Below are 13,257 nucleotides of genomic sequence, written 5' to 3'. Positions count from 1 at the left end.
CAGACACCGCCCGGCCCGAGGGCGGCGGCCGGGCGGCGCCCGGCGGCGCGCCCGCCCCGGCGCGCCAGTGGCCGATGCTGAGCGTGCTCGGGGCCACCGCCGCCGGGCTGCTCATCACCGCCTTCGGCTACTCCCGGGTCGGCTGCCTGTTCATCGGGGTGGCGCTGGTCGCCGCCGCGGTGATGCGGCGGGTGCTGCCGTCCGTGGGGATGCTCGCGGTGCGCTCCCGCTTCACGGACATGGTCACCTACGGCGTCCTCGGCGTCGCGATCATCCTGCTCTCGCTGGTCACGGAGCCGAAGCCGTGGCTGGAGATCCCGTTCCTGACGGACGCCGTGCGCTTCACGGTCCGCTGAGCCCGGGCCCGCCGATGCCCTGACCGCCCGGTGACCGGCCGCCGCCGGGTGCCGGGGCGCCCAGGGCCGCCAGGGCCGCCAGGGTCGCCGCGATGGCGGGCTGCGCCTTGGCGCCCGTACGGACCAGCGCCTCGATGGTCCGGCCGCGTCCGGGCAGGGTGAGGATCGCGGCGCCGGGCGGCGGGCTCCCGCACAGCAGCTGGGGCAGGATCGTCACCGCGTGCCCGGTGGCCACCAGCCACAGCGCCCCGCGCAGATCGCCGCAGTCGTGCTCGATCCGCGGGGTGAAGCCGGCGTTGCGGCACGCGTGCAGCAGCATCTCGCGGCAGCTGCTGGGCGCCGGCGCGGAGATCCACGCGTGCTCGCGCAGCGCCGCGAGCCCCTCCCGCGCCACGGCCGGCCGCAGTGCCTCCGGCAGCGCCAGGCAGAGCGGGTCGTCGAAGAGCGGCACCGAGGTGGTGCCGATCGCCGGCGGTTCGCCCAGCAGGTGGTAGTGGTAGGTGACGGCCAGGTCCAGCTCCCGCCGGCGCAGCCGCGGTACGGCGTCCTCCGGCTCGGCCTGCACGATCCGGGGCCGCAGCAGCGGATGGCGCCGGGCCAGCTCCGCGACGAGCGGCGCCGCGACCGGCCCCAGGGCGCTCGGCGCGCAGCCGATGCTCAGCTCTCCGCTGAGGTCGTCGTCGAGCGCGCGCACCGCCCCCTCGGCGCGTTCCAGCGCCGCCAGGACGTGCTCGCACTCGGCCGCGAGGGCCGCTCCGGCGGCCGTGAGCCGCAGCCCGCGCCCCTCGCGCCGCATGAGCGAGGCGCCCGCCTCCGACTCCAGGGCCCGCAGCTGCTGGGAGACGGCGGACGGGGTCACGCCGTGGAGATCGGCGACCGCGGTCACCTTTCCGTGTTGTGCCAGGTCACGAAGGATCACCATGCGCTTCACATCAAGCATGAGTTCATCTTAATGATGGTTGAAGCCTGAGTAGCTGGACTTCACTGTCTTTCCCGCGTCATCCTCGATCCATGAAGATTCTGCTGATCGGCGCGAACGGAACACTCGGACGAGCGGTCCACACGGCCCTGCGGGAGCGCGACCACGAGGTCGTCACCGCTTCCCGCAAGGACTCGGACTTCTTCGTCGACATCACCGACCCCGAATCCATCCGCTCCCTCTACGACCAGGCGGGCCCGGTCGACGCGGTCGCCAGCGCGGCGGGCAGCGTCCCGTGGAAGCCCGTGGGCGAGTTGACCACCCAGGACATCCGGGCCGGCCTCGAAGGCAAGGCCGTCAGCCAGATCGAGCTGGTCCTCCAGGGCCTGGAGCGGCTGCCCGCGCACGGTTCGTTCACGCTCATCACCGGCATCCTGGCCCGCGAGTTCCTGCTCACCGGCGCGGTCTCCTCCCTCGCCAACGGCGCCGTCGAGGCCTTCGTCCGCGCGGCCGCCATCGAGCTCCCGGGCCGCCAGCGGATCAACGCGGTCAGCCCGACCGTCTTCGAGGAGTCCATGGACGTCTACGGCGACACCTTCGCCGGATTCGACGCCGTCCCGGTGGCCCGGGCCGCGGCCGCCTACGTGAAGTCGATCGAGGGCCACCAGACCGGACAGGTCTTCCGGGTCGGATAATCACCCGGACCGGGATCATTCGCTGATCATCCGTTGCGTGGATAACCGCACTGCGTAAAGCCGAACCATGACCGTGCCTTCCCGGGTCCGCCCGGGGAATGCACAGTCGGTAGGTATCTCTGGAATTTTCCGGATTACGGAGGAGCAGTGATGAACGCAACGGATGACGGCTCGGGAACGGGCGCGACCCCCCGGGTACTGAAGATCGGGCTCGTCGGGGGATTGAGCTTCCCGTCGACGATCACCTACTACTACCGCATAAACCGCGAGATCAACAGTCGGCTCGGTCTCGCGCATTCTCCCCGCATCGCCCTGGAGAGCCTGGACTTCCAGCCGATGGTGGAGGCGATCGCGGCCCGGGACGGGGCATCGGTGGCCGGGCAGATCGCGGGCGCCGCGCGCCGACTGCAGGCCGGCGGCGCCGACTTCTTCGCGATCTGCTGCAACACCGTCCACGAGTACGCCGACCTGGTCACCGCGCAGACCGACCTCCCGCTCATCAACATCTGCAAGGTGACCGCGGCGGAGACCGAGCGCCTCGGCTTCACCAGGATCGGGCTGCTGGGCTCGGCCTTCTCGATGGAGGAGTCCTTCTACCGCGACGAGTTCACCGCCCGCGGCATCGAGGTCGTCGTCCCGGAGGCGGACGACCGGGCCTTCATGCAGTACTCCATCGAGCGCGAGCTGTGCACGGGCACCATCTCCCAGGCCACCCGCGACCGCTTCCTGCGGATCTCCAACGACGTCCTCGCGCAGGGCGCGCAGGCGCTCGTCCTGGCCTGCACCGAAGTACCGCTGGTGGTCCGGCCGGAGGACTTCGACGCCCCGGTGATCGACACGGTCCACGTGCACACCCAGGCCATCGTGGAGTACGCCCTGGCCCACGCCGGGGCGGCGGAGCCGGTCCCCGCCGCCGAGGCGGCCACCGCGGGCGCCGGGCGGGCGTGATGCGCGCCGTCCACGTCAAGATGACGGTCGCGACGGTCCTCCTCGGCTCGTACCTCGTCGCGAGCAAGCTGATCCTGCGCGAGGTGCCGGTCTTCACCGCCACCTTCGTGCGCCTGGTCGCCGCGGTCGTGGTGCTCGCCGTGTACGTGCGGCTGCGGCCGCCGGAGCGCGGCGGCGCGCGGCCCGCCCGGCCGGGGCGCCGCGACGCCGCGGTGCTCTTCGCGCAGACCCTGCTCGGGGTGTTCCTGTTCAGCGTGTTCGCCATGTACGGGGTGAAGTTCACCGGGGCCATCGAGGCCGGCGTGCTGCTCGGCATGGTGCCCATCTCGATCAGCCTGGTCGCCGTCGTCTTCCTCGGGGAGCGGCTGACCGGGCGGCGCGGGCTGGGGATCGCGCTGGCCGTGCTGGGGGCCGTGAGCATCAACGTGATGAGCGGGGGCGGGCGCACGGCCGGTGCGCACGCGGCGCTCGGCGTGCTGCTGCTCGTGTGCTCGGTGCTGTGCGAGGCGGTCTTCGTCACCTTCGGCAAGCTGCTGCGGACGCCCATCGCGCCCGCCCGGCTCTCGCTGATCCTGTCGGTGGCCGGGGCGCTGATGTTCCTGCTGCCGGCGGGCTTCGAGTCGCACTGGGGCGCCTCCCTGGCCGGGGTGGGGTGGCAGACCTGGGCCCTGATGGCCTACACCGGGGTGGCCATCAACGGCATCGCGGTCGTGCTCATGTACGACAGCCTCGACAGCGTGGACACCACGGTGGTGGCGGCCTTCACGGCGCTCACCCCGGTCAGCGGCGCCGTCCTGTCCGTCCTGCTGCTCGGCGAGCAGCTGCGCGCCTACCACCTGGTCGGCATGGTCCTGGTGGTCGGCGGGGTCTTCGTCGTGGCCAAGGAGAAACCGGCCGCGAAGAAGGAAAAGGAACCCGTCGAGCCGGTGGGAGAAGACCCGGAGAAATCCCCCGACAGACCTCCTGCGTATTCCGGCAATGCGGTTAGCTGAACCTTGAGGGCCCTTCTCCGGGGAGTCCCGGACACGGCAGAGTCTTGTTTAGGACGAGACTCTCAAGAAGGGAACGGTAACAATGGCCACTGCCCTTGCTGCCCCTCTCATTTCCGCCGTATCGGGTTCCTCGAATTCTTTTGACCAGGAACTCGCGAACGACCTGCTCAAGGCCTTTCCGCAGTCCGGGCCACACGACCGCGAAGTGCGGCTGAAGCTCTTCAAACGACTGCACGCCCACTACGTCGCCTACATGGCGGGGCCCGAGGACTTCTCCTCGATCCCCCGGCTCAACGGCGACCCGGGCATCACGGCGATCGAGGACGCCTGGCTGTCCTGGGAAGACGGCCAGGTGGACCCGGTCACGCTGCCGAAGACGGGCGCGGAGTTCCGCAGCTGGTTCCTGACCACCGCGGACCAGCACACCCAGCCCGAGTTCTGTGCCTACCTCGCCGACGAGGCCGACCTCAACGAGATCGCCCTCTTCTTCATGGGCGAGGAGCTCGTCGACAGCAAGTTCGACGACCTGATGGCCATGGTGCAGATCGGCACCCAGGGCCCCACCAAGCTCACCATCGCCGAGAACTACTGGGACGAGATGGGCGAGGGCAACATCGAGCACATCCACACCCGGATGTTCGAGCACTCCGCCCAGTACATGCGCACGCACCTGGCGAAGTCCGGCATCGACTACTCCAACCTGCAGTTCCCCGAGGCGTACGAGAACGCCTCGCTGCTCCTGCAGTACGGCATCCACCGCCACCTCAACCCCCGCGCCCTCGGCGCGATGGGCGTCCTGGAGCAGAGCGCCTCGCCGCGCTTCCAGGCGATGGTCGACGGCTGCCGGCGGCTCGGCGTCCCCGAGGACGTCATCGACTACCAGCGGATCCACGTCCACGTGGACGCCGATCACGGCGCCGAGTGGTTCGAGGGGGTCTTCGTACCGCTCGTGGACCGCTCGCCCGGTCTGCTGCGGGAGATCTCCCTCGGCGTGCTGACCCGGGTGCGCGTGGCCAACGGCTACTACTCGCGCATCTGGGACGCCATGAAGGCACTCCGCTAGCAGCCGGGGCCCGTCAGGGCCGGGACAGCCGACAGGGAACGTCGAGAACGGGTGGAATCGATGCCGATCGCAGAAATACCCCGGAAGCCGCAGCTCCTGTACGCACGGGCCCGCGTCACCGGGAACGACCAGACCGTCTACCTCATCAAGCTGTTCGTCGCCGCGGCGCTCGTCACCGCGGGCGTCCTGCTCACGGCGCAGGACGGACTGCTGCCCTCCGCGGCGGGCGTCGTACTGCTCGCCGCCGTCTACACGCACATGGTGGAACTCCAGCACCAGGCGTTGCACCACACCGCCTTCACCTCCGCCAAGCCGCACCGGATCGTGGGGATCCCGCTCGGGCTGCCGCTGCTCGTGTCGTACACCCACTACCGGGTGCGCCACCTCCAGCACCACAAGGCGCTCGGGACCCCGCAGGACTCGGAGTTCTTCGGCTTCGACACCCGGGCGCCCCTCACCTGGGGGATGTTGGCCCGCGGCGCCTTCGACTACTCGCGGCTGTACGTGATCGGCCGCGAGATCGTCCGCAGCTGGCGGGGCACCTGGGAGTACGACGCCGGGGACATCTCGGACCGCAGGCGCGGCGAGATCATGTCCGAGTACCGGTGGATGGCCGTCCTGCCCGTGGCCGCGGTGGCCCTGGCGCTGGCCGGCTACGGCGGACCGGTGCTGGAGGTGTGGCTGCTGCCGCTGCTCGTCGCGGCGCCGATGCACTTCTTCCTGGAGCTCCCGGAGCACATCCTGTGCGACACGGAGACCACGGACGTGCTGCGCAACACCCGCTCCATCACGGGCAGCTGGTTCAGCACCTGGTACACCAACGGCAACAACCTGCACGTCGAGCACCACGCGGCGATGACCGTGTCGATCAACCGGCTGCGGGCCCGGCACGACGAGGTCACCACCCTGGCGAAGTACGTCGACCGCAGCTACCCGGCGTTCTTCCTGTCGGTGGCGAAGGAGGCGATGCGCAACGCGCGGCGCTCGCCGGAAGCCGTGGCCGAGCAGGCCGAGGCCACCCGGCAGGTCCGTACGCCCGTGACCGTCCCGACGTCCGTACCGGCGCCGGTGTCGGTCGGGGCCGGAGCCGGGGCGCACCGCTCCCGGGAGGGGTCGGAATGAACCGGCGGCCCGTCCAGGTGCAGGGGCCGGCGATCCATCTGGCCGCCGCGGTCTCCGCCCAGCGGATCCCCGGTCTGATCAGCGCTTCCTTCATCGGCAGCCAGATCCGGCTGGAGGTCCCGGAGGCCGAGTTCAGCATCTGGGTCGGGGCGCACGGACCGGCCGGGCTGGAGCTGCGGATCGAAGCGGTGTTCCGGGAGCTGGGCCAGGACCGCGGACCGGGCGGCACCTGGTGGAACACCTGGGACCTCACGGTGGGCGACCCGGACGCCCCGGGTCCGGTGCTCGTGCCCGAGCCCGCCGGGCCGGACTGCCCCCGGGTGCGGGGGTGCGTACCGGCGGAGCGCACCGCGCGGGCCCTGTCCGGGGAGATCGCCGTGGCGCGCCGGAAGTTCGCCGACCTGCTGGCGGAAGCCGGGCAGCAGGGGCGGGCCGCGGCCTGAACGGTCGTCCGAACGGGTGCACCGGCCGGGGAAACCCGGCCGGTGCACCCGTTCGTGTGCCACGGACCACACGGACCCGGCGCATGGGCCGGGCCGGGGTCGGATAGCCTGACGGCGGATGTCTCTTCACGTCAAGATTCAGTGCGGATATGGAGCGGCGTCCGCCCGCACAGGGGGCGGGGACGCCCCACCGCCAGCTGTCCAACGGAGAAGGCCATGACCCGCACTCCCGTGAATGTCACCATCACCGGCGCCGCCGGCCAGATCGGCTACGCGCTGCTCTTCCGCATCGCGTCCGGTCACCTGCTCGGCCCGGACGTGCCGGTCAACCTGCGCCTCCTGGAGATCCCGCAGGGTCTCAAGGCCGCCGAGGGCACCGCCATGGAGCTCGACGACTGCGCCTTCCCGCTGCTGCGCGGCATCGAGATCACCGATGACGCCAACAAGGCCTTCGACGGCGCGAACGTCGCCCTCCTGGTCGGCGCCCGCCCGCGCACCAAGGGCATGGAGCGCGGCGACCTGCTCTCGGCCAACGGCGGCATCTTCAAGCCCCAGGGCAAGGCCATCAACGACAACGCCGCGGACGACATCAAGGTCCTCGTCGTCGGCAACCCGGCCAACACCAACGCGCTCATCGCGCAGGCCGCCGCCCCGGACGTACCGGCCGAGCGCTTCACCGCGATGACCCGCCTCGACCACAACCGCGCGATCTCGCAGCTGGCCGCCAAGACCGGCGCCGCCGTCTCCGACATCAAGCGCCTCACCATCTGGGGCAACCACTCGGCGACCCAGTACCCGGACATCTTCCACGCGGAGATCGCGGGCAAGAACGCCGCCGAGCTGATCGCCGACCAGGCCTGGCTCGCCGACGACTTCATCCCGACCGTCGCCAAGCGCGGCGCGGCGATCATCGAGGCCCGTGGCGCGTCCTCGGCCGCCTCGGCCGCCAACGCCGCCATCGACCACGTGTACACGTGGGTCAACGGCACCGCCGAGGGCGACTGGACCTCGATGGGCATCCCGTCGGACGGCTCCTACGGCGTGCCGACCGGCATCATCTCGTCCTTCCCGGTCACCACCAAGGACGGCAAGTACGAGATCGTCCAGGGCCTGGACATCAACGAGTTCTCCCGCGCCCGCATCGACGCCTCCGTGGCCGAGCTGGTCGAGGAGCGCGACGCGGTCAGCGAGCTGGGCCTCCTCTAGTCGCCCGGCTGGTCACACAGCCGCACCACGTACGTCCCTTGCGCCCCGGCCAAACCTGGCCGGGGCGTTTTGGCTCGCACCGGTGCTCTTTGGCTTGGATTCGACTGTCAGGGCAGGTGAAAGACCCCTAAGGTCGCCCGGTGACCGACCTCCCTGTTCCCCACCAGCCCACACCCGCCGACCGCGGCGGCGGCGCCGGTGACGACGTCCGGGGCGGCCGCTCCCCGGTGCACCCGGCGCTCAGCGAAGCGGGCCGCATGCTGTGCGCGGGCACCTACATAGACGCCGGCTACCGCGACCAGGTGATCAACGAGCTGTACGTCCACGAGGAGCGCATCGTCGCCCCCTCGTACGGCTTCGACGCCGCCCGCGTCCTCGCCCACGCGCTGCGCGCCCGCCGCGCGGAACTGGGCTGGGCCGCCGGGATGGTCGGCGCCTGGTTCGTCGGCATGATCCTCACCGGCGGCGCGCTCATCGCCCTGCTGCTGCCCTTCCTGCTCATGAGCCTGTCCGGCTGGCTGCGCGCCCAGGACAACCGCCTGGTGCGCATCCTGGGCATGGTGGTGCGGGTCTACACCTGGGTGCTGATGACGATCCTGATCGTCGCCCTCGTCGGCGTGGGGCTGGCCGCCGGGGACGCCTTCGGACCGCTGGGCGCCGTCGGCGCCGACGCCCTGCTGAACGGCTTCACGGGCTCCGTCACCGGTTCGGGCGACCCCTTCTCCTCCGGCTACGAGGACTACTCCGCCGGCTCCTCCGGAAGCCAGGCGTCCGCCGCGCTGTGGTGGGTGCTCGCCGTCTTCCTCGCCCTGGTCGCGCTCGTCTGGCTGCAACGCGGCCAGGCCGCCCGGGCCATCGCCGGGGAACTCTCCCCGCGCCGGTACGCCGACCTCGCGGGCGACCCCGCCGAGGCCGCTCCCGGCGAGCGCTTCGGCCGGATCCGCGGCCGGATCCGGGTCGAGCAGCACAACCCGCTGATCATGTACAACATCAACGACCCGTTCTGCGGCGCGGGCGAGCCCTTCCGCCCGTGGCACCTGTCCGTGGAGCTGCGCCCGCGCGAGGACCTCGGCCCCGACCGCAAGGCCGTCCCGCTCACCAACAGCGACATCGTGCGCCGGATCGTCCCGCTGCTGCACGCCCTGCGGGTGCCCTCGCCGCACGGCTCCCCGGCCGCGGAGGCCGCCGTACTGGACCGGATGCGCGAACTCGTCGTCGACGAGTGCGTGTTCCTGCCCGGCGGCGGGCTGCCGCACCGCGACGCCGTCCCGCTCACCCCGGACACCTGGGCCGAGCACATGGGCGCGGCCATCGAGGAGGGCGGCGAACGCCGCCGCCACTTCCTGCGCATCCGGGTGGGCGGCTGGGACGAGAACCTCGTCGTCACCCTCTTCGTCCGCGTCCACACCCAGGGCGGCATGATGATGCTGGAGGTCGCGCCGCACGTCCTGCTGCCGCTGCGCACCGTCTTCCAGAACGCCGACGCCGACGCCCACCGCTACCTCCACAACAACTGGCTCGGCAAGGCCGCCTGGGCGCTGCGCCACACCCCGCGCTCGCTCGCCTCCTCCGTCGTCATCCTCGGCCGCGGCATCGCCAGTTGGTGGCGGATCGTCACCGGCGGCCACGGCGGCGCCCTGCCCGAGGGGCCCGGACTCTCGGTGCGCGAACTCGCCTCCCAGGACAAGGGGTCGCTCTTCCACCTCATGGACCTCGACCGGTACTTGAAAACCGTTCAGGACCGGGTGGTGAGCGGTGTGACACTGGCCCTGCACGAAGCGGGCTGGCACACCGAGGAGTTCGCCCAGCGCGCGATCACCGTCGCGGAGGGCGGCACGTTCATCCAATCGGTGAACAACAGCGCCTTCAGCATCGGCGGCAGCGGACACACCAACACCACCAACCCGGGCAGGAGGAGGAGCAGCGGTGGCCACCAGCGGTGAGCAGGAGTACGGCCGCGAGCGCGACGGGAACGACGCCGGACGGCCCGTCCGGATCGGCGACGTCAGCGGGAGCAGCTTCAGCATCGGCGGCAGCAACGTCACCAACATCACCCACACGTTCCACCCCGGCGCGGCCGCGCCCGGCCCCGAGGAACTGCTGGAAGCGGTACTGGACCTGCGCGCCGCGCTGGTCCGGCTGCCCCGCGGCGCGGACCGCACCGCGCTCGACGCCGAGCTGGACGGGGTCGCGGCGGAGCTGGAGGACGCCGACGCCATCCGGCCCGGCCTGCCGGCGCGGCTGCGCGCGGCCCTCACCCGCTGGGCCCCGCTGGTCGAGCCGCTGAACGCGGCGACCGCGCTCGGCGCCCTCCTCGTGTCGCTGGGGGGCTGAGCCGTGGCCCCCGCCGCCCCGGGCGCGCCCCGCTGGGACCCGCAGGCGCAGCGCTGGGTCTGGGACCCCGCGCCCGCCGCGCCGTCCGCGGCGCCGCCCACCGCGCCGCCGACCGCCCCGCCGACGTTGCCCGCGCAGCCCGTAGGACCGCCCGCGCAGCCGCCCGCCGCGCCCCCGTACGACGCGGCGCCCGCGCACCCGGGGTACGGTCCGCCGGACCCCGCGACGCTGCCGCCGCTCCCGCCCGCCTACACCCAGCAACTGCCCGTGCAGCAGCCCCCGTACGGGCCGCCGCCGCTCGTGTACCCGGGCGGCGGCCCCGGCGGGGACGGGCCGCAGCGCCGCTGGATGACCCCGGCCACCGCGGGCATCGCGGTGGCCGCCGTGGTGATCGGCGCGGCCGCCGTCTGGTTCGTGCTGCGCGACACCGGCGGCTCGGCCCCGGACCAGGCGCAGGGCACCGCCACGCCCACCGTCTCGGCCCCGGCCTCCGGGGAACCGACGGGCACGCCGTCGGCGTCGCCCTCGGGAACGCCCTCGCCCTCGCCCTCGCCGTCCGCCTCGGCCTCGCCCGGCGCGAGTCCGGGCGCGAGCGGGTCGGCGGGCGAGCACGTGAGCGTGACCGACCCGAAGGGCTTCACGGTCGCGGTGCCCAAGGGCTGGAACCGTGACGACCCCGGCAACGGCATCTTCTACCGCTCCGCCGACCGCTCCTCGCTGCTCCAGATCTTCCAGGTGGTCGAACCGGAGCTGAGCCCCCTCGACGCGGTCAAGGGGGCCTCGGCCGACCTGCGCAACCGCACCAGCGGCTACTCCGAGATCAGGGTGGGCGCGGCCCCCGGTGCCTCGGGCGCCTACGAGCTGGTCTACGAGTACGACAGCGCGGAGTCGCACGGCCGCCGCCGGGGCGTCGAACGGGTCTTCTACGCCCAGGACGGCAACAAGTGGGCCCTGCTCTCCGCCGGACCCGCCGCCGAGTGGGACGCCGTCCAGGCCCACCTCGCGGCGGCCGTGGCGGCGTTCCACCCGTAGGCCGTACGGGTCGTGCAGGTTGAGGGGCTAGCTCTTGTACATGCCCGGGGTGTAGTGGCCCGGGACCAGGCGGGTGGTGACGCCGAACCGGTTCCACACGTTGATCGTCGCGATCACGGCGATCAGCTGGGCCAGCTCGGCCTCCTCGAAGTGCTTCGCGGCCGTCGCGTACACCTCGTCGGGAACGAAACCGTCCGTCAGGACGGTCACGGCCTCGGTCAGCTCGATCGCGGCCAGCTCCTTCTCCGTGTAGAAGTGCCGCGACTCCTCCCACGCGCTGAGCAGGACGATGCGGTCGACGCTCTCGCCCGCCGCGATCGCGTCCTTGGTGTGCATGTCCAGGCAGAAGGCACAGTGGTTCAGCTGCGAGGCACGGATCTTCACCAGCTCGACGAGGGCCGGGTCCAGGCCCTTCTTCGAGGCGATCTCCAGGGCGAGGACCGCCTTGTAGACCTCGGGGGCGAGCTTGGCGATCTGCATCCGGGGGGTGTGCTCGGGGGCGTGGTGGTCGTGTGCGGAGTGCTGTGCGTTCGTGGTCATGGATCCACCGTACGCACCGGGCGGCCCACCGCTATGGTCCATGTTCATGACGGATTCATGGGCCACTTTCGGCGCTGACCTGCATCTGGAACTGGTCGCGGGACGCGGATTGCGGGCCGGACTCACCGAATCGCTGCGCGAGGCCGCGCGCGGCGGGCGGCTCGCCCCCGGCACCCGGCTCCCCTCCTCCCGTACCCTCGCCGCCGACCTCGGAATCGCCCGCAACACGGTCGCCGAGGCCTACGCCGAACTGGTCGCCGAGGGCTGGCTCACGGCCCGCCAGGGCTCCGGGACCCGGGTCGCCGAGCGGGTCCGCCCGCGCCGGGCCGCGGCGCCCGCGCCGGTACGCCGCCCCGCGCGCCGGGGGCCCTCGTACAGCCTCATGCCCGGCTCCCCGGACCTCGGCGGCTTCCCCCGGGCGGCCTGGCTCAGCGCGGCCCGGCGGGCGCTCACCGACGCCCCGAACGAGGCCTTCGGCTACGGCGGCGACCCGCGCGGGCGGGTCGAGCTGCGGGAGGCGCTCGCCGGGTACCTGGCCCGGTCGCGCGGGGTCCACGCCGACCCCGAACGCATCGTGCTGTGCTCCGGCTTCGCGCACGGACTGCAGCTGATGACCCGGGTGCTGCGGGCGCGCCGGGTCCGGGAGACGGCGGTGGAGGCGTACAGCCTGGACGTGCACCGCGACCTCCTCGCGAGCGGCGGGCTGCGGACCCGGCCCGTGCCGGTGGACGACTGCGGGGCGCGGACGGCGGAGCTCGCCGGGACGGGGGCGGGGGCCGTGCTGCTGACCCCCGCGCACCAGTTCCCCACCGGGGTCGCGCTGACGCCCGGGCGGCGGGCGGCCGCCGTCGACTGGGCGCGGTCCACCGGGGGCCTGATCCTGGAGGACGACTACGACGGCGAGTTCCGCTACGACCGGCAGCCGGTCGGCGCGCTCCAGGGGCTCGACCCGGACCGGGTGGTCTACCTCGGCACCGCCAGCAAGTCCCTGGCGCCGGGGCTGCGCATGGGCTGGATCGTCGTGCCGCCGGGGCTCGTGGACGAGGTCCTCGCGGTCAAGGGCCGCACCGACTGGACCTCCAGCGCGCTGGACCAGCTGACGCTGGCGCAGTTCCTCACCTCCGGGGCGTACGACCGGCACGTGCGCGGCATGCGGCTGCGGTACCGGCGGCGGCGCGACGAGTTGGTGGCGGCGGTGGGGGAGCGGGTCGCCGTGTCCGGGATCGCGGCGGGGTTGCACGCCGTGCTGGACCTTCCCGGGGGGACGGAGAGGTCGGTGCTGCAGGCGGCCGCCTGGCACGAGCTGGCCCTCCAGGGGCTGGGGCGGTTCCGGCATCCCGATGCCGATCTGCCGCCGCGCGACGCCCTGATCGTCGGCTACGGCACCCCCTCCGACAGCGCCTGGACCCCCACCCTCAAAGCCCTGACCTCCACCCTCCCGTAGCCCGGCGCCGACCCAGCCCCGCCCGGCTCCGGCGCAGCCGATCCCGGCCCCGCCCGGCTCCGGCGCAGCCGATCCCGGCCCCGCCCGGCTCTGGCGCAGCCGAACCCAGCCTCGCCGGCGTTTGAGGCGCCGCCGGAGGCACCCCGGACCTGCGGGCCGTCAC

General features: G+C 72.6%; 14 protein-coding genes. 12 read left to right on the top strand and 2 right to left on the bottom strand.

All coding sequences use genetic code 11. The features are described from left to right. Positions 1-356, top strand: a 356-nt coding sequence (locus ACFWAR_RS37890; RefSeq protein WP_385787836.1) for a DUF3017 domain-containing protein, incomplete at its 5' end; no start/stop codon positions are given. Here ACFWAR_RS37890 and ACFWAR_RS37885 read toward each other — a convergent pair. Next, positions 343-1,296, bottom strand: a complete 954-nt coding sequence (locus ACFWAR_RS37885) for a LysR family transcriptional regulator (RefSeq protein ID WP_385787833.1) — start codon at positions 1,294-1,296, stop codon at positions 343-345. The two genes, ACFWAR_RS37890 and ACFWAR_RS37885, sit on opposite strands and share 14 nt — an antisense overlap. Before the next feature lie 71 nt (positions 1,297-1,367). On the opposite strand from ACFWAR_RS37885, the gene ACFWAR_RS37880 reads away from it, so the two are divergent. The 10 genes from ACFWAR_RS37880 (at position 1,368) to ACFWAR_RS37835 (ending at position 11,110) form a co-directional block, all read left to right on the top strand. Beyond that, positions 1,368-1,970, top strand: a complete 603-nt coding sequence (locus ACFWAR_RS37880; RefSeq protein WP_385787830.1) for a short chain dehydrogenase — start codon at positions 1,368-1,370, stop codon at positions 1,968-1,970. Positions 1,971-2,120: 150 nt separating this feature from the next. Next, a complete protein-coding gene (locus tag ACFWAR_RS37875) occupies positions 2,121-2,918 on the top strand; it encodes an aspartate/glutamate racemase family protein (protein WP_385787828.1) in 798 nt (265 codons plus the stop codon). Next, entirely contained in the window at positions 2,918-3,910 is a 993-nt protein-coding gene (locus tag ACFWAR_RS37870; RefSeq protein ID WP_385787825.1) for a DMT family transporter, read from the top strand. The genes ACFWAR_RS37875 and ACFWAR_RS37870 overlap by 1 nt, the downstream gene beginning before the upstream one ends. Positions 3,911-4,115: 205 nt before the next feature. Continuing rightward, positions 4,116-4,973, top strand: coding sequence for an iron-containing redox enzyme family protein (locus tag ACFWAR_RS37865; protein WP_385787822.1), 858 nt, complete (start codon positions 4,116-4,118; stop codon positions 4,971-4,973). Between the two features lie 60 nt (positions 4,974-5,033). After that, positions 5,034-6,095: a fatty acid desaturase family protein gene (locus ACFWAR_RS37860; RefSeq protein WP_385787819.1), complete on the top strand. Its 1,062-nt coding sequence runs from the start codon at positions 5,034-5,036 to the stop codon at positions 6,093-6,095. Then, positions 6,092-6,538, top strand: a complete 447-nt coding sequence (locus tag ACFWAR_RS37855; protein WP_385787816.1) for a hypothetical protein — start codon at positions 6,092-6,094, stop codon at positions 6,536-6,538. The genes ACFWAR_RS37860 and ACFWAR_RS37855 overlap by 4 nt, the downstream gene beginning before the upstream one ends. A gap of 216 nt (positions 6,539-6,754) precedes the next feature. Next, positions 6,755-7,744 carry a malate dehydrogenase gene (locus tag ACFWAR_RS37850; RefSeq protein ID WP_385787814.1) on the top strand — a complete coding sequence of 330 codons (990 nt, stop codon included), beginning with the start codon at positions 6,755-6,757 and terminating at the stop codon, positions 7,742-7,744. 140 nt (positions 7,745-7,884) lie between these two features. After that, entirely contained in the window at positions 7,885-9,687 is a 1,803-nt protein-coding gene (locus ACFWAR_RS37845) for a hypothetical protein (RefSeq protein WP_385787811.1), read from the top strand. Further along, positions 9,671-10,078 carry a hypothetical protein gene (locus tag ACFWAR_RS37840; RefSeq protein WP_385787808.1) on the top strand — a complete coding sequence of 136 codons (408 nt, stop codon included), beginning with the start codon at positions 9,671-9,673 and terminating at the stop codon, positions 10,076-10,078. The genes ACFWAR_RS37845 and ACFWAR_RS37840 overlap by 17 nt, the downstream gene beginning before the upstream one ends. A gap of 3 nt (positions 10,079-10,081) precedes the next feature. Then, positions 10,082-11,110 carry a hypothetical protein gene (locus tag ACFWAR_RS37835; RefSeq protein WP_385787805.1) on the top strand — a complete coding sequence of 343 codons (1,029 nt, stop codon included), beginning with the start codon at positions 10,082-10,084 and terminating at the stop codon, positions 11,108-11,110. A gap of 27 nt (positions 11,111-11,137) precedes the next feature. On the opposite strand, the gene ACFWAR_RS37830 is transcribed toward ACFWAR_RS37835, so the two are convergent. Continuing rightward, positions 11,138-11,650 carry a carboxymuconolactone decarboxylase family protein gene (locus ACFWAR_RS37830; protein WP_385787802.1) on the bottom strand — a complete coding sequence of 171 codons (513 nt, stop codon included), beginning with the start codon at positions 11,648-11,650 and terminating at the stop codon, positions 11,138-11,140. Positions 11,651-11,696: 46 nt separating this feature from the next. Here ACFWAR_RS37830 and ACFWAR_RS37825 point away from each other — a divergent pair, with 46 nt between their 5' ends. After that, on the top strand, positions 11,697-13,094 hold the full coding sequence (locus ACFWAR_RS37825) for a PLP-dependent aminotransferase family protein (RefSeq protein WP_385787799.1): 1,398 nt from the start codon (positions 11,697-11,699) through the stop codon (positions 13,092-13,094). Positions 13,095-13,257 lie beyond the last annotated feature (163 nt).

This window comes from Streptomyces sp. NPDC059917 (genome assembly GCF_042730635.1).
Classification (GTDB): domain Bacteria; phylum Actinomycetota; class Actinomycetes; order Streptomycetales; family Streptomycetaceae; genus Streptomyces.
The sequence above is the reverse complement of the archived record's forward strand: the minus strand, read 5'-3'. Positions and strand labels throughout refer to the sequence as shown.